General features: G+C 64.9%; 21 protein-coding genes. 11 read left to right on the top strand and 10 right to left on the bottom strand.

The window, feature by feature from the left end:
• The first annotated feature begins 183 nt into the window (after positions 1-183).
• Entirely contained in the window at positions 184-654 is a 471-nt protein-coding gene (locus tag AC1DN9_RS19655; RefSeq protein ID WP_478103070.1) for a histone H1-like DNA-binding protein, read from the top strand.
• 69 nt (positions 655-723) lie between these two features.
• Here the strand turns inward: AC1DN9_RS19655 and AC1DN9_RS19650 are convergent, their stop codons facing one another.
• The 7 genes from AC1DN9_RS19650 to AC1DN9_RS19620 form a co-directional block, all read right to left on the bottom strand.
• Positions 724-1,626 carry a carbohydrate kinase family protein gene (locus AC1DN9_RS19650; protein ID WP_478103069.1) on the bottom strand — a complete coding sequence of 301 codons (903 nt, stop codon included), beginning with the start codon at positions 1,624-1,626 and terminating at the stop codon, positions 724-726.
• Positions 1,627-1,671: 45 nt separating this feature from the next.
• On the bottom strand, positions 1,672-2,958 hold the full coding sequence (locus AC1DN9_RS19645) for a zinc-ribbon and DUF3426 domain-containing protein (protein ID WP_478103068.1): 1,287 nt from the start codon (positions 2,956-2,958) through the stop codon (positions 1,672-1,674).
• A 108-nt stretch (positions 2,959-3,066) separates the two neighbouring features.
• Positions 3,067-3,951 (bottom strand): 50S ribosomal protein L11 methyltransferase, encoded by an 885-nt coding sequence (prmA, locus tag AC1DN9_RS19640; protein WP_478103066.1) that lies wholly within the window; start codon positions 3,949-3,951, stop codon positions 3,067-3,069.
• 165 nt (positions 3,952-4,116) lie between these two features.
• A complete protein-coding gene (gene accC / locus AC1DN9_RS19635; RefSeq protein ID WP_478103065.1) occupies positions 4,117-5,466 on the bottom strand; it encodes an acetyl-CoA carboxylase biotin carboxylase subunit in 1,350 nt (449 codons plus the stop codon).
• Between the two features lie 2 nt (positions 5,467-5,468).
• Positions 5,469-5,924 carry an acetyl-CoA carboxylase biotin carboxyl carrier protein gene (gene accB, locus AC1DN9_RS19630; protein ID WP_478103063.1) on the bottom strand — a complete coding sequence of 152 codons (456 nt, stop codon included), beginning with the start codon at positions 5,922-5,924 and terminating at the stop codon, positions 5,469-5,471.
• 115 nt (positions 5,925-6,039) lie between these two features.
• On the bottom strand, positions 6,040-6,573 hold the full coding sequence (locus AC1DN9_RS19625; protein WP_478103061.1) for a TlpA family protein disulfide reductase: 534 nt from the start codon (positions 6,571-6,573) through the stop codon (positions 6,040-6,042).
• The gene (locus AC1DN9_RS19620; protein WP_478103060.1) at positions 6,570-7,169 is read right to left on the bottom strand and encodes a hypothetical protein; all 600 of its coding nucleotides are present in this window, start codon (positions 7,167-7,169) and stop codon (positions 6,570-6,572) included. The genes AC1DN9_RS19625 and AC1DN9_RS19620 overlap by 4 nt, the downstream gene beginning before the upstream one ends.
• Positions 7,170-7,236: 67 nt before the next feature.
• On the opposite strand from AC1DN9_RS19620, the gene mpl reads away from it, so the two are divergent.
• Positions 7,237-8,640, top strand: coding sequence for a UDP-N-acetylmuramate:L-alanyl-gamma-D-glutamyl-meso-diaminopimelate ligase (gene mpl, locus AC1DN9_RS19615; RefSeq protein ID WP_478103059.1), 1,404 nt, complete (start codon positions 7,237-7,239; stop codon positions 8,638-8,640).
• Positions 8,641-8,667: 27 nt separating this feature from the next.
• The gene (locus AC1DN9_RS19610; RefSeq protein ID WP_478103057.1) at positions 8,668-9,168 is read left to right on the top strand and encodes a cupin domain-containing protein; all 501 of its coding nucleotides are present in this window, start codon (positions 8,668-8,670) and stop codon (positions 9,166-9,168) included.
• Positions 9,169-9,186: 18 nt separating this feature from the next.
• Here AC1DN9_RS19610 and AC1DN9_RS19605 read toward each other — a convergent pair whose 3' ends face one another.
• The 3 genes from AC1DN9_RS19605 to rodA all read right to left on the bottom strand — a co-directional run bounded on the left by AC1DN9_RS19605 (position 9,187) and on the right by rodA (position 13,261).
• On the bottom strand, positions 9,187-10,305 hold the full coding sequence (locus tag AC1DN9_RS19605) for a 3-deoxy-7-phosphoheptulonate synthase (protein ID WP_478103056.1): 1,119 nt from the start codon (positions 10,303-10,305) through the stop codon (positions 9,187-9,189).
• Between the two features lie 206 nt (positions 10,306-10,511).
• On the bottom strand, positions 10,512-11,972 hold the full coding sequence (tldD, locus tag AC1DN9_RS19600; protein ID WP_478103054.1) for a metalloprotease TldD: 1,461 nt from the start codon (positions 11,970-11,972) through the stop codon (positions 10,512-10,514).
• A gap of 134 nt (positions 11,973-12,106) precedes the next feature.
• Positions 12,107-13,261, bottom strand: coding sequence for a rod shape-determining protein RodA (rodA, locus tag AC1DN9_RS19595; RefSeq protein ID WP_478103053.1), 1,155 nt, complete (start codon positions 13,259-13,261; stop codon positions 12,107-12,109).
• A 92-nt stretch (positions 13,262-13,353) separates the two neighbouring features.
• Between rodA and AC1DN9_RS19590 the strand changes: the two genes are divergently transcribed.
• The 8 genes from AC1DN9_RS19590 to ruvC all read left to right on the top strand — a co-directional run bounded on the left by AC1DN9_RS19590 (position 13,354) and on the right by ruvC (position 21,107).
• Positions 13,354-13,944: a YqiA/YcfP family alpha/beta fold hydrolase gene (locus AC1DN9_RS19590; RefSeq protein ID WP_478103051.1), complete on the top strand. Its 591-nt coding sequence runs from the start codon at positions 13,354-13,356 to the stop codon at positions 13,942-13,944.
• Positions 13,945-13,991: 47 nt separating this feature from the next.
• Positions 13,992-16,052: a ribonuclease catalytic domain-containing protein gene (locus tag AC1DN9_RS19585; RefSeq protein WP_478103050.1), complete on the top strand. Its 2,061-nt coding sequence runs from the start codon at positions 13,992-13,994 to the stop codon at positions 16,050-16,052.
• Positions 16,053-16,068: 16 nt separating this feature from the next.
• Positions 16,069-16,926 (top strand): energy transducer TonB, encoded by an 858-nt coding sequence (locus tag AC1DN9_RS19580; protein WP_478103049.1) that lies wholly within the window; start codon positions 16,069-16,071, stop codon positions 16,924-16,926.
• 14 nt (positions 16,927-16,940) lie between these two features.
• Positions 16,941-17,783, top strand: coding sequence for a shikimate dehydrogenase (gene aroE, locus AC1DN9_RS19575; RefSeq protein ID WP_478103048.1), 843 nt, complete (start codon positions 16,941-16,943; stop codon positions 17,781-17,783).
• Positions 17,780-18,529 (top strand): monofunctional biosynthetic peptidoglycan transglycosylase, encoded by a 750-nt coding sequence (mtgA, locus tag AC1DN9_RS19570; RefSeq protein ID WP_478103046.1) that lies wholly within the window; start codon positions 17,780-17,782, stop codon positions 18,527-18,529. The genes aroE and mtgA overlap by 4 nt, the downstream gene beginning before the upstream one ends.
• 156 nt (positions 18,530-18,685) lie before the next feature.
• Positions 18,686-19,483: a lysophospholipid acyltransferase family protein gene (locus AC1DN9_RS19565; RefSeq protein WP_478103045.1), complete on the top strand. Its 798-nt coding sequence runs from the start codon at positions 18,686-18,688 to the stop codon at positions 19,481-19,483.
• Between the two features lie 3 nt (positions 19,484-19,486).
• Entirely contained in the window at positions 19,487-20,551 is a 1,065-nt protein-coding gene (locus tag AC1DN9_RS19560; RefSeq protein ID WP_478103043.1) for a phosphatidate cytidylyltransferase, read from the top strand.
• A gap of 7 nt (positions 20,552-20,558) precedes the next feature.
• Positions 20,559-21,107 (top strand): crossover junction endodeoxyribonuclease RuvC, encoded by a 549-nt coding sequence (gene ruvC, locus AC1DN9_RS19555; protein WP_478103042.1) that lies wholly within the window; start codon positions 20,559-20,561, stop codon positions 21,105-21,107.
• Positions 21,108-21,293 lie beyond the last annotated feature (186 nt).

Raw genomic sequence — 21,293 nt, 5'->3', positions numbered from 1 at the left:
AACAAAGTGAATTCAAGAATTGCTCTCACCAACGAATCGCACCGGAGAGTGCGGCATCGGTGAGGGCGCAGGTGTTCATGGTGCTGGGGCCTGCTCCAACGCCATGAATCGCTTCACGCTGACCAACATGCGTGGAGTGCTTCAAAAGGTTGATTTTTTCAACTTGATCAAGGAGAAATAGAAATGGCAACTGCAAAGAAAGCGCCGGCCAAGAAGGCCGCTGCGAAGAAGGCTCCGGCTAAGAAGGTCGCAGCCAAGAAGGTCGTGGCCAAGAAGGCCCCGGCGAAGAAGGTCGTAGCGAAGAAGGCTCCGGCGAAGAAGGCTCCTGCCAAAAAGGTAGCAGCCAAGAAGGCTCCGGCGAAGAAGGTCGTAGCGAAGAAGGCCCCGGCGAAGAAGGCTCCTGCGAAGAAGGCAGCAGCCAAGAAGGCCCCGGCGAAGAAGGCCGCTGCGAAGAAGGCGCCTGCCAAGAAGGCGCCTGCGAAAAAGGCTGCAGCCAAGAAGCCTGCCGCCAAGAAAGCAGCGAAGAAGCCTGCTGCGAAGAAGGCCAAGGCGCCCGCCAAGGCTGCCGTAGCGCCTGCCCCTGCGCCTGCTGCCGCGCAGACGACGCTGAACCCTCAGGCAGCTTGGCCGTTCCCTACGGCCAGCAAGCCCTGAGTCTCTCAGTCGCTCTCAAGGCAAGGCCCGGCACTGCAAGGTGCCGGGCTTTTTTCTTTCTGCGGTCGGTCAGAGGCCGAGCGCCTTGCGGTCGATCTTGTAGTTCTGCGGACCGCGCTGCGCGATCTTAAGCGCGCCCAACTGATTGCCCAGCGCAGCGCAGCGCGCGAGCGACCAGCCCTGCTCCAAACCGAACAGCAACGCGCCGCGCCATGCATCGCCGCAGCCCGTGGGCTCGATCACGGCCTCCGGCTTCACCGCCGGCACATGCTCGCGGTCACCATTGATCCAGACCTCGCAACCCTCCGCAGCCAGGGTGATCACGAGGCCGCGCACGCGCTTCGAAATCTCGGCAAGGCTCCAGCCGATGCGCTGCGAAAGCATCTTTCCTTCGTAGTCGTTGACCACGACCCAACTGGCCAGGTCCACGAAGTGCGCCAGTTCCTTGCCGTCGAACATCGGCAGGCCCTGGCCCGGATCGAACACGAAGGGAATATCGGCGGCCTTGAACTGCTCGGCGTGTTGCAGCATGGCTTCGCGGCCGTCAGGCGCCACGATGCCGAGGCGAATGTCCTCGCGCGCCGTGACGCGCGTGATGTGAGCCTGCTGCATCGCGCCTGGATGGAACGCCGTGATCTGGTTGTTGTCACGGTCGTTCATGATCATCGCCTGCGCGGTGAAGGTGTCGCTGACCTGCCGCACGAACTCGGTGCTGATGCCGAGCGAGCGCAGGCGCTCCAGATAGTCGGCGCCGTCGCTACCGACCGTTGCCATGGGCAATGCCGTGCCGCCGAGCGCATTGAGGCTGTAGGCGATGTTGCCGGCGCAACCGCCGAAGTCGCGCCGCAAGCCGGGCACCAGGAACGACACGTTCAGGATGTGCAATTGATCTGGAAGGATCTGGTCGGCGAACCGGCCTTCGAAAGTCATGATCGTGTCGAACGCGAGAGAACCGCATATCACTGCTGCCATGGATGATGAACCGTAGGTTGAATTGAATGGAAAGGCATGCGGCGCTCAGGGATAGAGCGCCTCCAGCCGAAAACCGGCGACGGGTGGCAAGGCCTGGACCTCGGGCCCGGTGAGTTTCAACGCGAGCGATGCCGCACGCTCTGCGCGCGCCGGCAGCACGACCGGTGCGCTGAATTCGGAGGGCATGAGCACGCGCCGCACCACGGCCCGTTCCTGCGTATCGAGCAACGTCAGCTCGACCGCGGGCATGGCGAGCGGCACGTCGGCGGCGTTGCGAAGCGTGAAGCTGAGTTGATAGCCCTCGTCGTTCTTGCCGCGCGCGAACGAAGCGCCATCGACCTTGATGTCGTTGATCTGGCGCAGCGCCGAGATTTCGCAGCCCAGCAGTTTGCACATCGACGCGAGCGGCAGACGAGCCGCTGGTTGGCGAGCGACGATCAGGTCGCGCTCCTGATAGAGCATCTGCCCCACCAGCAACACGGCAGCCAGGATCGCGAGCACCCCCATCGAGCGCCGCACCGCGACCCGCTGCCAGAAGCCTCCCGTTTCCTCCGCCCCGAAAAGCGACGCCATGTCAGACACATTCGCCGCGCTGGGCTCCGGTTCGCTGGCGGCAAGGATGACTGGCGCGGCTTCGACGGCCGCAGCCTTTTCCTTCTGCTCGCGAGCCTTGGCCTTCGCGATCTTGGCGGATTTGGCATGCGCCCTTCGCAATGCTTTTTGAAGCTGCACATCGGCAGCGGCATCTTGCGCCAAGGCTGCGTCTGAGTCGGCCTGGACAGGCTCGGACGCAGGCGCAGGCGCCGCCACGGGCGACGACAAACTCAGGTCGATGTCCGGAAAGGAAAGTGGAGGAGGAAGCGGCGGTCGCACGGCAATGCGGCCTTCGTCCTCCAACGTCAGTGTTTCCGGATCGGGCCAGTGATGGTCGGAGGCAACGGCGGCGAGGGGCAAGGTATCGTGGTCGTCGGCAACGTCCGGCTCCTCGATGTCCGGATTCGACGGTTCATGCTCGTCATCGAAAAAGTCCGCCTCCGCTTCGTCCCGCAGGGCCTCTTCTTCACCCTCCGTCTGCAACTCGGGCTGTACTTGCGGTTCCGATTGCGACGCCAGTGCAGCCTCGGATTCGACGTCGTGAACGATCGCGGCCGGCGAAGATGATTCGTCAGCGGCCGGCTCAGGCGCCGGGGCATCCGTGTCGTGCAGTTCGATGGTCGCATCGAACACTTCACTGCAGCGGCCGCAACGCACCCATCCATCCGAAATGCGAAGTTGGTCCCTCACCACCTTGAAAGTGGTGGCGCACGCAGGACAGCGGGTGACCAGACTCATGTGGCGAAGATTGTAGGGGTGGCACCCATCCAATTCGGCTTGCTCGCGTTGCAAACCGGTTCGTGAAACACCGCGGAACCGACTCTGCCGGGCCGCCGGTGGGGCGAGCTAGATTCTTGCGGTCATCAAGATCCAGCCATCCTCGCTGTCACTCACTTCGAGCGACGCATAGGGTGCATAGGCCAGTTTGAGCTCGTCGGCCTGGCGCTCGAGGATGCCGGCCAGGACCAGCGCTCCGCCCGGTGCCACATGGCCGCACAACAGCGGCGCCAGCACCTTGAGCGGGGTCGCGAGAATGTTCGCAAGCACGATGTCGTAGAGGCCGCTTGACGCTTCAGGCAGCCCTGCGTTCAGGCGCACGCTGTTCGCCTCGGCATTGAGTCGCGTCGATTCGACCGCTGCTTCGTCGATGTCGACCGCATCGATATCAACCGCACCGAACTTTGCCGCCCCGATCGCGAGGATGCCCGAACCGCAGCCGTAGTCGAGCACGCGACGCCCAGCCAGACTCCCCTGCGACGCGGTCCACCGCAAGCACATGCGCGTGGTCGGATGTGTTCCGGTGCCGAAAGCCAGCCCCGGATCCAGCCGGATGACCTGCTTCGCCTGCGCCGGCGGCTCGTGCCAAGTCGGAACGATCCAGAACTCGGTCGTGATCTCCACGGGCGAGAACTGCGACTGCGTCAACCGAACCCAGTCCTGCTCCGGCACGTCGACAACGCCCAGCACGCTGCACCCATCGAAGAAGTCCTGTGCGGCCAGCACCGACGCCGCTTCCCGCGCCAATTGCTCGTTGGCAAACAAGGCGATCACGCGAGAACGTTGCCAACCCTCCTTGGGCGGAGGCATGCCCGGCTCGCCGAACAACGCCTGCTCGGCATCGGTCTGTGCATCGGCATCTTCAACCGACACGCTCAGTGCATCCAGCGCATCGAGCGCGTCGCTGACGTCCTCGACGCTGTCCTCCGGCGCAAGCAGACGAAGTTCAAACATGGAAGCTCCTCTCAATTGTTTGGCCCGGGCATCCGGCGCGCCCCCGGCCGGCCAGCGAAGCGAGGCCAATTCGTGAAACACCGCGGAACCGGCTTTGCCGGGCCGCTGGTGTTGCCCCCGGCGAGGGGGTGGGCGGCTACACGAAGTGAGCCAACCTGGGGGAGATCAACGTTTATGCGCAGCCAGCCACTCTTCGAGATAGTGGATGTTGGTGCCGCCGCTCATGAACTTGGCGTCGACCATCAGTTCGCGATGCAGCGGCACGTTGGTCTGGATGCCTTCGATCACCGTTTCGTTCAGCGCCGTGCGCATGCGCGCAAGCGCCTGCTCGCGCGTGTCGCCGTGCACGATGATCTTGCCGATCATCGAGTCGTAGTTCGGCGGCACGAAGTAGTTGGTATAGACGTGCGAATCCACGCGCACCCCGGGGCCGCCGGGCGGATGCCACATCGTGATGCGGCCCGGCGACGGCGTGAACTTGTAGGGATCTTCGGCATTGATGCGGCACTCGATCGCGTGGCCGCGCATTTCGATCTGGCGCTGCGTGAACGGCAGCTTCTCACCGGCCGCCACCATGATCTGCGTCTTCACGATGTCGATGCCGGTGGTGAATTCCGTGACCGGATGCTCCACCTGCACGCGCGTGTTCATTTCGATGAAGTAGAACTCGCCGTTTTCGTAGAGAAACTCGAACGTGCCGGCGCCGCGGTAGCCGATCCGCTTGCACGCAGCCGCGCAGCGCTCGCCGATCTTCTCGATGAGCTTGCGCGGAACGCCCGGGGCGGGCGACTCCTCGATCACCTTCTGATGGCGCCGCTGCATCGAGCAGTCGCGCTCGCCGAGGTAGACAGCGTTCTTGTGCTTGTCAGCCAGCACCTGGATTTCGATGTGGCGCGGGTCCTGGAGAAACTTCTCCATGTAGACGGCCGGATTGTTGAAGGCCGCGCCGGCTTCCGCCTTGGTCATCTGGATCGCGTTGATCAGCGCCGCTTCGGTGTGGACCACGCGCATGCCGCGCCCACCACCGCCGCCCGCGGCCTTGATGATGACCGGGTAGCCGATCGCCCGCGCGATGCGCTTGTTGGCGGTCGGGTCGTCCGACAGTTCACCATCCGAGCCCGGCACGCAGGGGACGCCGGCTTTGATCATGGCCTGCTTTGCGGACACCTTGTCGCCCATGAGGCGGATCGATTCGGGCGTGGGCCCGATGAACTGGAAGCCGCTCTGCTCGACGCGCTCCGCGAAGTTCGCGTTCTCGCTCAGGAAGCCATAGCCAGGATGGATCGCCTCGGAGTCCGTCACTTCGGCAGCCGAGATGATCGCGGGCATGTTCAGATAGCTCTGCGACGATGGCGCGGGACCGATGCAAACGGCCTCTTCGGCCAGCTTGACGTACTTCGCATCTCGGTCGGCCTCGGAATACACCATCACGGCCTTGATGCCGAGCTCGCTGCAGGCGCGCTGGATCCGCAGGGCAATCTCGCCGCGATTGGCGACCAGGATCTTCTTGAACATGGTCACTCGATGATGAACAGCGGTTGGCCGTATTCGACCGCCTGGCCGTTCTCGACGAGGATCTGGGTGACAGTGCCGGCCTTGTCGGCCTCGATTTCGTTGAGGATCTTCATCGCCTCGATGATGCAGACGGTGTCGCCTTCCTTCACCTGGGTGCCGATCTCGACGAATGCGGGAGCGCCCGGACTCGAGGAACGGTAGAAGGTGCCGACCATCGGGGACTTGACCGCATGGCCGGTGGCTGTCGCTTCTGCCGGCGCGGGGCTCGCAGCAGGTGGGGGAGCCGTGCCGATCGCGGGTGCGGCGGCTGGCGCAGCTACGGTTTGCACGTACTGGACAGGTGCGGCGATGCCACCCTTGACGATTCGGACCTTGCCTTCCGTTTCGGTGATTTCCAGTTCGGAAATGTTGGATTCAGACACCAGATCGATCAGTGTCTTGAGCTTGCGTAGATCCATGGGACTCCAGCGTCGGCTTTGCCGCTTATTAGAACTTAACTCGCCTGAAAATCGGCCTTTTTCGGCGTTTCAACGCCATCTGCCTGATTTGTGGGGCTGGATTCTAGCCGTGAAATTATGCGCGCCGCCAAGCTTGCAGATCGCCTGGGTCCAGCCTGCCCATTTTACGCGCCGCCACTGCGCCGGTGCCGTCGATCACCAGCGTGAAGGGTAGCCCCCCCGACGTGTTGCCGAGTTGCTTGACCAACTCTGTGCCCTGTAAACCAGCCAGTCCAATGGGGTAGCTGACGGGCGTCTTGTCGAGAAACTTGCGGACAGCACTGGGCTGATCAATTGCCAATCCAATCACTTGCCAACCGTTGGCGCCATTTTCTCGAAAGAAGGCATCAATCATCGGCATTTCCTCGACACAAGGCGGGCACCACGTCGCCCAGAAGTTGACGAGAAGCGGCTTGCCGCGCAGCCCATCGAGCGCAAGTTCGCCGCCTTCGGGCCGGTCGAATCGCTGAGACCAGAACGCGTCATCCAGTCGCTCGCCAGCGCCGTGCGCGGCCTTGCTTCGCCAGTAAGCGCCGCCAATTCCGGCGGCGGCCGCGACCGCGGCAACGCCACCGTAAAGCAAGCCGCGACGAGTCGGGCTGGAAGTCATCCGCTTTCCTTTTCTTTTTCGATCAATCGCCTGAGCGCGGCAAGATTGCCGCGGGGCACACGCCCCTGGGCATCGTGCTTCAGCGCGCCGCGAAGGTCGTCGAGGTCGTAGACCAGCAGATGGACACCGATTTCCTCTCCCAGCACCCGGCTCGCCGCGTGAACGCTCAGCGCCTCGACCTGCTCTCCGTGAAAGCCGGTGACCATGCGGGGTTCATAGTCCACGTGATGGTCGATCAGCGCGATCTCGGCCGATTTCGAGTCATCACAGAAGAGCTGGATATAGATATCCGAAAGTCTCGTGGCCGTGCCGTGCCACACGGCGCCGCCGACATGCGGCCTGAATTCGGCCATGCGCTCCATCCACTCCAGCGCCAGGACACGCAAGGCGTGCAGTTCCTTGGGCTGCGTGTCTGCGCAATAGAGCCGGATATAGTCCCGCACCTCGGCCTCGACCTCATCGTTGTTGGGCAACGCGGTACGCGCAGGCAAGGCCAGGTCGCGCAGTGCGCGGCGCTTGGCAGGCCCATACTCCAGCCCCTCTTCGACGACGAGGCGGGCTGCGGCAGCGGCGATTTCCTGCTTGGACTCATCCATCGGGTCATTTTGCCCCCAGTAGGGCAGGCGCAGAAGACCGGAGCGCCAGCATCCCTAGAATCGGCCGATGCACATTCACATTCTCGGCATCTGCGGCACCTTCATGGGAGGTGTCGCGGCGCTGGCGCGCGAAGCCGGCCACCGGGTGACCGGCTGCGATGCCGGCGTCTATCCGCCGATGAGCGATCAGTTGCGCGCCCTCGGCATCGACCTGATCGAGGGTTTCGGCGCCGACCAGCTCGGCTTGAATCCCGACGTTTTCGTGGTCGGCAACGTGGTTTCACGCCTCCGCCTGCCCGACGGCTCGCCGAAGTTTCCGCTGATGGAAGCGATCCTCGATGCTGGCGCGAGCTACACCAGCGGTCCGCAATGGCTGGCGGAGCACGTGCTGCAGGGCCGTCACGTGATGGCGGTCGCCGGGACGCATGGCAAGACGACCACGACGTCGATGCTTTCGTGGGTCCTGGAGCGCGCCGGCCTGGCCCCCGGATTTCTCGTGGGCGGCGTGCCGCTCGATTTCGGCGTGTCTGCCCGGCTCGGGCGCGACAGCGACGTGCCCTTCGTGATCGAAGCCGACGAATACGACACCGCTTTCTTCGACAAGCGCAGCAAGTTCGTCCACTACCGTCCGCGTACGGCGATCCTGAACAACCTGGAATTCGATCACGCCGACATCTTTGACGATCTCGCGGCCATCGAAAGGCAGTTCCATCACCTCGTGCGCACAGTCCCGGGCACTGGCCGCATCGTCGTGAACGCGACCGAGGAAAGTCTGCAGCGCGTGCTGGCGCAGGGGTGCTGGAGCGAACTCGCCCGCTTCGGCGCCGGCGGCGAATGGCAAGCGCGAGGCTCGCACGATGCCTTCGACGTGCTCCGCAACGGCGCGCCGGTCGGCCGCGTCGAATGGGCGCTGAGCGGCTTGCACAACCAGATGAATGCACTGGCCGCCATCGCTGCGGCCGAACACGTGGGCGTGGCGCCTGCCGCTGCGGCGGACGCACTGGGCAGCTTCCGCAATGTGCGCCGCCGCATGGAGTTGCGCGGCACCGTGAACCACCGGCAAGGCGCGATCACGGTGTATGACGATTTCGCCCACCATCCGACCGCGATCCGGACCACGCTCGATGGTCTGCGCCAGAAGCTGGACGCCGACGGCAAGAACGACGATCGGATCCTCGCGGTCTTCGAACCACGCAGCAACACCATGAAACTGGGAACCATGGCGGCACAGCTGCCTTGGAGCCTGGAAGCGGCCGACCTGTCGTTCTGCCACAGCGGCGGGCTGGACTGGGACGCCGCGGCGGCGCTCGCTCCCATGGGCGCACGGGCGCAGGTGGCCGGCGACATCGACGCACTCGTTGCGCATGTGATTGCGGCCGCGCGCCCCGGTGACCACATCGTGTGCATGAGCAACGGCGGCTTCGGCGGCGTTCACGGCAAGCTGCTTTCGGCGCTGAACGCGTCGGATTGAGTCGGGTGCGGGGCTAACATGCGCACCATGCGTGCGCAACAGCTCATCGAGACCTTGAATCTCCAGCCTCACCCCGAGGGCGGCTGGTACCGCGAGATGTTTCGGTCGGCGGCGCAGGTCAAGCCCGACGACGGCCGGCCCGCCCGCGACGCGTTGACGACCATCTATTTCCTGCTGGAAGCACACCAGCACTCACGCTGGCACCGGGTGCAGTCGGACGAAGTCTGGATTCACCTGGAAGGCGCACCGCTTGCGCTCTGGACGAGCGACGCGGCGCTACGCATGCCACCCAAGCATGTGCGACTGGGCCCTGTCGACGTGCACGGCACCCGGCCCCAGCACACCGTGCCGGCAAGCCAGTGGCAGGCAGCCCGGCCGATCGCTGCCGAAGATGGGGCCGATTACACGCTGGTCAGTTGCACTGTCGGTCCGGGCTTCGATTTCAACGATTTCTCGTTCATGCGGCCCGACGGCGACGAGGCCGCGCTTTTGCGGCACCACTGGCCGGAACTGGCTGCGCTGATCTGACACGCAGCCCGTCGCCCTTTAATGGCGGCGCTTCTTGACAGCGTGCGACAGCAGGTCGAGCACCTGCGTCGAATCGTCCCAGCCGATGCACGCGTCAGTGATGCTCTTGCCGTATTCGAGGCTGGAAACGGCGTCCTTGCCCGGCGTGAACTTCTGCGCGCCCGCGTGCAGGTGGCTCTCGACCATCAGCCCGAAAATGCTGCGGCTGCCGCCGGCGATCTGCCCCGCGATGTCTTTGGCGACGTCGATCTGCTTCTGGTGCTGCTTGCTGCTGTTGGCGTGGCTGCAATCGACCATCAGCGTGGGATGCAGCTTGGCGGCCTCGAGATCCTTGCAGGCGGCGGCGACGCTGGCGGCGTCATAGTTCGGCGCCTTGCCGCCGCGCAGGATGACGTGGCAGTCCTTGTTGCCGTTCGTCTGCACGATGGCGACCTGCCCGTTCTTGTGCACCGAGAGAAAGTGATGGCCGCGTGCCGCGGCCTGGATCGCATCGGTGGCGATGCGGATGTTGCCGTCGGTGCCGTTCTTGAAGCCGATCGGCGCGGACAGGCCGGAAGCCAGTTCCCGATGCACCTGGCTTTCGGTGGTGCGCGCGCCGATCGCGCCCCAAGCAATCAGATCACCGATGTACTGCGGCGAGATCACATCGAGGAATTCGCTACCCGCCGGAAGGCCCATCCGGTTGATGTCGATCAGGAGCTGCCGCGCGATGCGCAGGCCCTCGTCGATGCGGTAGCTCTCGTCGAGGTAGGGATCGTTGATGAGGCCCTTCCAACCCACCGTCGTGCGCGGCTTCTCGAAGTAGACGCGCATCACGATCTCCAGCGTGCCGGCGTACTTCTCGCGCTCGGCCTTCAGGCGCCGTGCGTAGTCCAGCGCAGCCGCCGGATCGTGGATGGAGCACGGCCCCATCACGACCAACAGCCGGTCGTCCTTGCCGGCCATGATGTTGTGGATCGCGCGGCGGGTGCCGGTGATCAGCGACTCGACCGGCGTCCCCCGGATCGGGAAGAAGCGGATCAGGTGTTCGGGAGGAGGCAACACAGTGATGTCCTTGATGCGTTCGTCGTCGGTCCGGCTGGTCTTTTCGACGTTCGCATACCAGGTGTCGCTGGGCGGGGCGGCTTTTGAGCTCATCTGCGTTCCTTTTTCGGGTGTCTTGAATTTCGTGAGGGCAAGAAAAAACCGCCGGGCTTTTGGCACCGGCGGTTTTGGGAGGTTCTGCTTGTCTGCTTGCTTTACGCGCGCGCCTCTCGTCCGCCGGAAACCGGGAACCAAAAGTAGGCAAAGAAATAAGCGCGGACGGCGGACATGGGCGTGAAATGTAGCACGGTTTGGCGGCTTCAGGCAGTCCCGCCGACCGTCAAGCCGTCGATGCGCAAAGTGGGCTGGCCGACGCCCACCGGCACGCTCTGGCCTTCCTTGCCGCAGGTGCCGACGCCGGAATCGAGCGACATGTCGTTGCCGATCATCGTGACGCGGGTGAGCGCGTCGGGGCCGTTGCCGACCAGCGTTGCGCCCTTCACGGGGTACTGGATCTTGCCGTTTTCCACCCAGTAGGCTTCGCTCGCGGAGAACACGAACTTGCCGCTCGTGATGTCGACCTGGCCGCCGCCGAAGTTGGTGGCGTAGAGACCCTTCTTGATGCTGGCGACGATTTCCTCCGGCACGCGGTCGCCGCCGAGCATGTAGGTGTTGGTCATGCGAGGCATCGGTGCGTGCGCGTAGCTTTCACGCCGGCCGTTGCCCGTGGGCTTGGCCTTCATCAGGCGCGCATTGAGCGAGTCCTGGATGTAGCCCTTGAGAATGCCGTCCTCGATGAGCACGTTGCGCTGGGTGGCATTGCCTTCGTCGTCGACGTTGAGCGATCCGCGGCGATCGGCGATGGTGCCGTCGTCGAGCACCGTCACGCCCTTGGCCGCCACCCGCTGGCCGATCCGACCCGAGAACGCGCTCGAACCCTTGCGGTTGAAGTCGCCTTCCAGGCCGTGGCCGATGGCCTCGTGCAGCAGGATGCCGGGCCAGCCTGGGCCGAGGACCACGGTCATCTCGCCTGCCGGCGCAGGACGCGAATCAAGATTCGTGAGCGCCGACTTGACGGCCTGGTCCACGTATTCGGCGATGTGCGCGTCGTCGAAATAGGCGAGCCCGAAACGGCCACCGCCGCCGCCTGAACCCACCTCGCGGCGGCCGTTCTGCTCGGCGATCACGGTGACCGACAAGCGCACCAGCGGCCGCACGTCGGCGGCCAGCGTGCCGTCAGCGCGCGCGACCAGCACCACGTCGTATTCGCTCGCGAGGCCGGCCATGACCTGCGCGACGCGCGGATCGCGGGAGCGCGCGAGTTGCTCGACCTTTTCGAGGAGCTTGACCTTGGCGGTGCTGTCGAGCGTGGAGATGGGATCGATGCCGCCGTAGAGCGAACGGCTGCTCGCGATCTTGCGCGTCGGCGCCTTGACCCGCGCCGTGCGGCCGGCAGCCGAAATGCTGCGGACCGTGCGCGCCGCATCGAGGAGCGAAGCCTCGGAGATGTCGTCCGAATAGGCAAATGCCGTCTTCTCGCCGCTGACCGCACGCACCCCGACGCCCTGGTCGATGCTGAAGCTGCCGGTCTTGACGATGCCTTCTTCCAGGCTCCAGCCTTCGCTGCGCGTGTACTGGAAGTAGAGATCGGCGTCGTCCACCTTGTGCGCCGTGATTTCGGCGAGAGCACGCGAAAGGTGCGATTCGTCGAGTCCGAAGGGCGTGAGCAGAAGTTGCTGCGCCGTGGCCAGGCGCTCGATCGTAGGTTCGCGTGAAATCATTGAAGCATTTTAGGCTCGCCCCCAGGTTGCCCGCACTTCGTGTCGGGCGCCCACCCCCTGCCGGGGGCAACACCGGCGGCCCGGCCAAGCCGGTTCCGCGGTGTTTCTGGAAGGGGCCTGGCTTCGCCGGCCGATCAGGACTGCATCAGGCGGCGGGCGCGGGAGATCGACATCAAGATGCCGAGGCCCAGGCCCAGCGTCACCATGGCGGTGCCGCCATAGCTGATGAAGGGCAGCGGCACGCCGACCACCGGCAGGATGCCGCTCACCATGCCCATGTTCACGAAGGCATAGGTGAAGAAGATCATGGTGACCGCGCCGGCCAGCAGCCGCGAGAAAAGCGTCGGGGCGTTCATGGCGATCACGAGGCCGCGAAATATCAGGAAGATGAAGGACGCAATCAGGGCCAGGTTGCCCGCCAGGCCGAATTCCTCGGAGTAGGCGGCGAAGATGAAATCGGTGGTGCGTTCGGGAATGAACTCCAGGTGCGTCTGCGTGCCCTGCATGAACCCCTTGCCGCCGACGCCGCCCGAGCCGATCGCGATCATCCCCTGGATGATGTGGAAACCCTTGCCGAGCGGATCCTTCGTCGGGTCGAGCAGCGTACAGATGCGTTGCTTCTGGTAGTCATGGAGGATGCGCCAGTCGAAGCCATCGGCGCACAACTGGGACTCGAAACCCACGATGAGAGACACAGCGATCAGGCCGATCACCACCGGCGGCACGATCAGCTTCCAGGAAAGGCCCGCGAAGAAGATCACCGACAACCCCGTGGCCAGCACCAACAGCGCGGTGCCGAGGTCGGGCTGTTTCATGATGAGACCAATGGGTATCACGAGCAGCACGGTCGCGACCACGAAATCCAGCGGCCGCAACTGGCCCTCACGCCGCTGGAACCACCAGGACAGCATCAGCGGCATCGCGATCTTGAGAATCTCGCTCGGCTGGATGACGACGCCGACGTTGATCCAGCGCTGCGCGCCCTTCTTGGTGATGCCGAAGAGCATCACTGCAATGAGCAGGCCCACGCCAACCGTATAGAGCGGAACGGCGAAGATCATCAGCCGTTGCGGCGGGATCTGCGCCACCACGAACATGATGAAAGCGGCCAGCAGCATGTTTCGGCCGTGATCCGCGAAGCGGGTGCCGTGGTCGTAGCCCGACGAATACATGGTCAGCATGCCCGCGCAGGCCAGGAGCAGCACGGCGAAAGCAAGAAATCCGTCGAAACCCTGGAACACGGGCAACAGACGTCGCGCGAGCGAGGGTTGTTGGAATACGGCCGACATGGGCCGGGATTATCCCAGTCGCCGGCACCTCCTGAGAGCCGTCAGGGCTCTGTTACGACTCATTTGGAAGCATGCGTCCGGATAATGAACACATGGCATCCGTGACCCACCTGCTCTATCTGCACGGCTTTCGCTCTTCGCCGCGTTCGACCAAGGCGAGCCAGATGGCTCGTTGCATCGCCGAACAACATCCGGCAGTCCACTGGTGGTGCCCGCAGCTACCGCCGTCGCCGCGCGAGGCGATCGACCTCGTGATGCAGGGCATCGCGGAATGGCCGCGCGCGACGATGGCGGTGGTCGGCTCGTCGCTCGGCGGCTTCTACGCCACCTATGTCTCCGGCATGACAGGCTGCCGCGCCGTGCTGCTCAATCCGGCCGTGAATCCCGCACGCGACTTGACCCGATATATCGGCGACCAGACGCTTTGGCACGATCCGGGCGAGCACTTCCTTTTCCGCCCCGGGTACATCGACGAACTGAGCGCCCTGGAAGTCGGCCCGTTGAAGCACCCCGAACGCGTGTTCGCCGTGATCGCCAAGGGCGACGAAGTACTGGACTGGCGCGAGATGACGGCCCGTTACCCCGGCAGCCGCGTGAAGCTCATCGAAGGCGAAGACCACGCCCTGTCCGACTTCGAGCGTTTGCACCTGGACGACGTGCTGGCCTTCCTCGACCCCATCTGAGCGCCCTGCGGCGGGAATGCGCCGCGCTGCGTGGGACAATCCGCGCCATGTTTGTTTTGTTCGAAGAAGCCGGAAAGTACCTCGGCGGCCGCGTCCTGTCGGAGACCGATGCCTCGGCACAGGTGGAGCTGGAGACCGGCAAGCGCGTCAAGGTCAAGGGCGCCAACATCGTGCTGCGCTTCGAGAAACCAGCACCCGCGGAACTGCTCGCCGAAGCGCGCACCCTGGCGGCCGGGATCGATCTCGACCTTGCCTGGGAATTCGCGCCCGAAGGCGAATTCAGCTTCGGCGAGTTGGCCACGGAGTACTTCCAGGCCCATCCGACGCTCAGCCAGCAGTCCGCGGCGCTGTTCGCAGTCTTCGAGGCGCCCCATTACTTCCGCCGGGCGGGCAAGGGGCGCTTCAAGAAGGCACCGGCCGAAATCGTCCAGCAGGCGCTGGCCGCGATCGAGAAGAAAAAAGCGATTCAGGCGCAGATCACCGAATGGTCCGCTCAGCTGGCCGCGGGCGAATGCCCGGCGCCGGTGCGCGAGCAACTCTTCAAGATCCTGTTCCGCCCCGACAAGAATGCCCCCGAATACAAGGCCGTCGTCGAAGCCGCGCGTGCCACGCAGCGGCCGCCGCTCGAACTGCTGAAGCAGGCGGGCGCCATCGAGTCCTCCTACGAGTTCCACTGGCGCCGATTCCTGTTCGAGAACTTTCCCAAGGGCACCGGCTTCCCGACGCTCAATGCGCCAGACATCGCCGATGACCTGCCCCTGGCCGACGTCCAGGCCTTCTCGATCGACGATTCCCAGACCACCGAGATCGACGATGCGCTTTCGGTCCAGGGACTCGGCAGCGGCACCGTGATCGTCGGCATCCACATCGCGGCGCCCGGCCTTGCGCTGGTGCCGGGCAGCGCCATCGACCAGGTGGCCCGCACGCGGATGTCCACCGTCTACATGCCCGGCCACAAGATCACGATGCTGCCAGACCATGTGGTCGAGGCCTACACCCTGCAGGAAGGCCGCGACTGCCCGGCGGTCTCGCTCTACGCGACCTTCGACGAAGCGACGTTCGCATTGAAGTCGACCGAGACGCGCCTCGAGCGCGTGCCGATCGTCGCCAACCTGCGGCATGACCAGCTCGACGCCGTCGTCACGCAGGAATGGCTGGAAGACGCATCCGTCAACGCCGACGGCACACCGGAAATCGCCGCCCGCGTGCGCGAGCCGCTGTCTTTCCTGTTCCGTCTCGCCAAGCAACTGAAGGCTCAGCGTGAAGTGGTCCGCGGCAAGCCCGAGAGCTTCAACCGGCCGGACTACACCTTCCGCCTCGTCGGCAACGACGGCGAGCCAACTGGTAACGAGCAGGTGCAGATCAGCACCCGCCGGCGCGGTGCGCCGCTCGACCTGATCGTGTCCGAAGCGATGATCCTGGCCAACAGCAGCTGGGGCGGCTGGCTGGGCGAACTCGGCGTGCCGGGGCTCTATCGCAGCCAGGCGAGTCTCGCACCCGGCATCAAGGTTCGCATGGGGACGCGCGCGCTGCCGCATGCCGGCCTCGGGGTGAAGAGCTACGCGTGGAGCACCTCGCCACTGCGCCGCTACACCGACCTCGTCAACCAGTGGCAGATCATCGCGGCCGCGCGCCACGGCAAGACCGCCGCGCTGGCGGCACCTTTCAAGCCGAAGGACGCGGATCTGTTTTCCATCCTCTCGGGCTTCGACGCCGCGTACAGCGCCTACAACGCGCACCAGGGTGGCATGGAACGATTCTGGACGCTCAAGTACCTCGAGCAGCAAGGCATCACCGAAATCGAGGCGACCCTGGTCAAGGACGTGCCGAACGGCGCGCTGGTGCGCGCGGACACATTGCCGCTGGTCTTCCAGGTGACCGGCACGCAGGGCCTTCAGCGCGGCGCGCATGTGCGCGTCAAGCTCGGCGAGATCGACGAGATTGCGCTCGATGTGCACGGCACGGTCATCGCGCGTCTCGACGACACGGCCGCGGAAGCCGTATCCGAAGAGGAGAGCGGCGAGGATGAGGAAGAAGTCGCCGGTCCCATCGCGATCGCGGTGGACCTCGCCGACAGCGAGGCCGCACCGGAGAGCACGCCCGCATGAGGGGAGAAGCCCATCAATGAACCTGCGTGACTTCAGCACGCTGCAGATTGCGCTCGGCCTGTCGGTCATTGCCCATGCGGCGCTACTGACCGTGCGCTTCGTCGATCCGGAGTCATTCAACCGCGTTTTCAAGGAGACGCCGCTGGAGGTCATTCTGGTCAACGCCAGGACCAACGAGCGCCCCGACAAGGCCAAGGCCATCGCGCAGGCCTCGCTGGCCGGCGGCGGCGATCTCGACAAGGGGCGCGCCACCAGCCCGCTGCCACCCTCGGCCTTCAGGGCCATCGGCGATTCGATGGAAGACGCGCAGCGCCAGGTGGAAGCGATGCAGGCCCAGCAGATGATGCTGCTGGCCCAGATCAAGCAACAACTGGCCACCATGCCGGCGCCCGATCCGCGCAGCCAGGGCAACCCGACCGAAGCCGCCGCGCGCGAGGAAAAGCGACGCCAGCTGATCGACATGCTGGCCGAGATCGAACGCCGCGTGAACGAGGAAAACTCACGTCCCAAGAAGCGCTACCTCAGCCCGGCCACGCGCGAAGCTGCCTACGCGACCTACGTCGATGCGCTGCGCCGCAAGATCGAGGCACGCGGCACCGAGAACTTTCCCGAAGCCGCCGGCAAGAAGCTCTACGGCGAACTCACGATGCTGGTGACCGTCAATTTCGACGGCTCGATCCTCGGAACCGAAATCGTCGAAAGCTCGGGCGACAGGACACTCGACCGCCGCGCCCAGGCCATCGTGCGCAGCATTGGCAGCTTCGGCAAGTTCACCGACGCGATGCGCCGCCAGACCGACCAGATCGTGCTGCCGTCGCGCTTCAAGTTCACTCACGACGAGACGCTGGAGACGCAACTCTCGTCCAGACAATGACGGAGGGAGGCACCATGGATCTGTACTGCGTGATGGGCAATCCGGTCGAGCACAGCCGCTCGCCGTGGATTCATGCGCGCTTCGCCGCGCTGACCGGCCAGACGCTGGACTACGGCCGACGTCTTGCGCCGCGCGACGGTTTTGCCGATGCCGTGGCCGCCTTCCGTGCCGACACTTCCGGCACCGCACGCGGATGCAACATCACGGTGCCTTTCAAGTTCGAGGCGGCTGCGTTGTCGCAGCACCTGACGCCGCGCGCTGCATTGGCGCGGGCCGTCAATCTTCTGAGCTTTCGCGACGACGGCATCCACGGCGACAACAGCGACGGTATCGGGATCGTCAACGACGTCACGTTGCATGCGGGCGTTTCGATCGCGGGCAGCGAACTGCTGCTGCTCGGCGCGGGCGGCGCCTCCGCGGGCGTCCTCGGCCCGCTCATCGAGGCCGGGCCGCGGCGGCTCGTGGTCGCCAACCGCACGCTCGCCAAGGCGATCGCGCTGGTGCAGCGCCACGCGGCGTTGGCATTGCAGCACCACGTCGCGCTGGAGGCGCAAGAGCTTCACACCGTGCCGGGTTCCTTCGACGTGCTGATCAATGCCACTGCGTCGAGCCTGGGCGGCGGCGAGGTACCGGTCGCGGCCGCCGTGCTGAAACCTGGCGCCCTTGCGGTCGACATGATGTACGGCCCTGCTGCGGCGGGCTTCATGAACTGGGCGCGCGAACACGGCGCCGTGCCGCGCGACGGCCTCGGCATGTTGGTCGAGCAGGCCGCCGAAGCCTTCGAGACCTGGCGCGGCGTGCGCCCGCCGACCACTCCCGTGCTGGCCGAACTGCGGGCCATCGTCGACGCGAAGTGAAAGCGGTCCTTCGCTGGCTCGGCTGCCTGCTGATCGCCGCCTTCGCATTGCAGATCTTCTTCATTGCGCGCATTGCGGCGATGGCCGCCATCGACCCCGAGTCCACGGCATTCCAACGCTCCGAGGCGTGGCGCATCACGACGCAAGGCCGCACCAACGGCGGCAGCCAATGGCAGCAGCGCTGGGTCCCCTATGCGCAAATCTCCGATTCGCTCAAGCGCGCGGTGATCGCGAGCGAGGACAGCGAGTTCATCTATCACCAGGGCGTCGAGTGGGAGGCGATCGAGCGCGCCCGTCAACGCAACGCCAAGGCCGAAGAACTCGCAGCCCGACGCGCCGCGCAGATGCGTGCCCGCGGCAAGGAACCTCGCCCCGCCCAACTGCGCGGCGGCTCCACCATCACGCAGCAGATCGCCAAGAACCTCCTGCTGTCCGGCGAGCGCACCCTGCTGCGCAAAGGCCAGGAACTTGCCCTCGCCACCGCACTGGAGGTGCTCCTGAGCAAGGAGCGCATCCTGGAGATCTATCTCAACAACGTGGAATGGGGCGAAGGCATCTTCGGCGCCGAAGCCGCCGCGCAGCACTACTTCAAGAAGCCCGCATCGCGCCTCACCGCCAGCGAAGCAGCAAAACTTGCGGTGATGCTCCCAAGCCCCAAATTCTTCGAACGCCGCCAAGGCTCAGGCTATCTGGCAAGCCGCTCCAGCACCATCGCGGCACGCATGCCAGCCGCGGAACTCCCCTGACCCGCCCCGACGCGGCCGGCAAAGCCAGGCCCGTTGGTGAAACACCGCGGAACCGGCTTCGCCGGGCCGCTGGTGTTGCCCCCGGCAGGGGGTGGGCGGCTACACGAAGTGAGCCAACCTGGGGGCGAGCCACATTGCACAAGCCACAATACGCTCATGCTCGCCAAGTTCACGGGATGGGGATTGCTGGCCATGATTCGGTTGCTGACCGGCGCACAAGCGCGCTGGTGGGGCTGCCCACCCAAGGCCGAGCAGCGCATCTACTTCGCCAATCATCAAAGCCATCTCGACCTCGTCATGATCTGGGCCGCGCTGCCCGAGGAGTTGCGCAGCATCACGCGACCGATCGCAGCGCGCGACTACTGGGCGACCAGTCCCTTCAAGCGATGGATCACGACCGAGGTCTTCAACGCCATCTACGTCGAACGAGGCGGTGGCGCCCCGACGGTACCGCCCGCGCCACCTGCGCCCGTGCACGACGAACGCATCGAACCATCGTTCGACGACGCACCGCCTTTGACGCCCATCGAGCCCGTTGCCGAACCGTGGGTTGTCCAGACCGAGTTGCCGCTGATGCAGCCCGCCACGGAACCGGCGCAGCCCAGTGCCCAGCCCGGAAGCGCCGAGGCACTGGCTCCGTTGCAGCCGCTGATCGAGGCCCTGCAAAGCGGTGATTCGATCATCATTTTTCCGGAAGGGACACGGGGCCATACCGGCGAGCCGCAGAAGTTCAAGTCGGGCCTCTTCACGCTGGCCCAGATGTTTCCCGAGGTGGTGCTGGTGCCGGCTTGGATCGACAACGTCCAGCGGGTGATGCCCAAGGGCGAGGTGGTGCCGGTGCCGATCCTGTGCTCGGTCACCTTCGGCGCGCCGATTCGCCTGGATGAAGACGAGGAACGCCGTCCTTTTCTCGATCGGGCGCGCGAGGCGGTGATCGCGCTGCGAGATGTCTAGAAGATGAACGAGTACCTGCGCAATCTCTCGTCGACCCGCCAAGTCGCGGCCCTGTTCTTCATCGTTTTCGGGCTTCTGTTCGTGGTGAGCGCCGCGGCGTTCATGCTCAGCTTTCGGGAACGCCGCAATCCCGTGCACGACGAGATCTGGCAGCGCGAGCTCCGGCATTTCCGCTCGCTGCTGCGCACGACGTGGGTGATGGTGGTCGTGTTCTGGATCGGGTGGGCGCTGGGCGAAACTGTCGCGACGTTGCTGTTCGCGCTGATCTCTTTTCTCGCGCTGCGCGAGTTCATCACGCTGTCGCCCACGCGGCGGGGCGATCACCGCAGCCTGATCCTGGCTTTCTTTGTCGTATTGCCGATCCAGTTCTGGCTGGTGGCGACCGCACACTTCGATCTGTTCACGGTATTCATCCCGGTGTATGTCTTCCTCGCGATCCCGGTCGTGAGTGCGCTGGCGGACGATCCAAGCCACTTCCTCGAACGCAACGCCAAGCTGCAGTGGGGCATCATGGTTTGCGTCTACGGCATGAGCCACGTGCCGGCGCTGCTGCTGTTGTCCTTCCCGGGGTATGAGGGCAAGAACGCGTTTCTGGTGTTCTACCTGGTGTTCGTGGTGCAGACCTGCATGCTGGTGCAGCATCTGGTGTCGCGCAAGAAGTCGATGCCGGCAGTGGGAGCGCCGATGCCGGAGCCCCCAAAGGGCTGGCTGGGTGCCATCAGGCGCCGCTTGTTCTTCCAGCCGCCCTTCGCGCCGAATGTGAGTCGCAGCTTCAACTGGACCAGTTGGGCACTGGGCATGGTGATCGCGAGCTTCGTCGGCGCGCTGTTCTCGTTCATCACACCGTTCAAATACGGGCAGGCGCTGGCGATGTCGTTGATCGCCTGTGCGGCGGGCTCGATGGGTCATCTCGTGATGAAGGCGCTGAAGCGCGACCGCGGCATCCCCAACTGGGGGCAGCGGAGCGTGGGCGTGACGGGCGCCAATGGGCTGCTGGATCGCGTCGACGCACTCTGTTTTGCCGCACCAGTGTTCTTCCACGCGGTGCGGTGGTATTTCAACGCATGAAGATCACATGCGCATCCTAGGCATCGATCCCGGTCTGCAAACCACCGGCTTCGGCGTGGTCGACGTGGATGGCCATTCGCTGCGCTACGTAGCGAGCGGGACCATCAGCACCCGTCACCTGTCGAAGGGCGAGTTGCCGGCACGGCTGAAGGTGCTGTTCGACGGCATCGGCGAGATCAATGAACGCTACAAGCCTGATGCGGCTGCGGTGGAGATCGTGTTCGTCAATGTGAATCCGCAATCCACGCTGTTGCTGGGACAGGCGCGAGGTGCATGTTTGACAGCGCTGGTCACGTGCAATCTCACGGTTGCCGAGTACACGGCACTGCAGATGAAGCAGGCTGTCGCGGGGCATGGACGCGCTGCGAAGGCTCAGGTGCAGGAGATGGTCAAGCGACTGCTTCAGTTGCCCGGTGTGCCCGGGAGCGATGCTGCCGATGCGCTGGGCATTGCCATTACGCATGCACACGTGGGGAGTTCGATGGCGCGGCTTGGACAGGCTACGGTGCTGGCTAGAAGCACCAGTGGGATGTATCGGCAGGGGCGGACTCGATAGCTGCTTCGTCTGTCGGGGTGGGGCCTTCGTTGGAGGGTCCGCCCGGTATGCGGTGCGGGCTGTGCGACCCCGCTGCGCCGGCCCTTCGGGCTTCCCTGCAGTGCTCGCCTCAGGCGGGGTCCGCGTGAAACTCGCTTCGCTCAGACACACGCGGCCCTGATCCGCCTGAGGCTGCGCGCTTCGTCG

The organism is Variovorax sp. 05L425, assembly GCF_056397705.1.
This window is presented reverse-complemented; position numbering and strand designations above follow the sequence as displayed.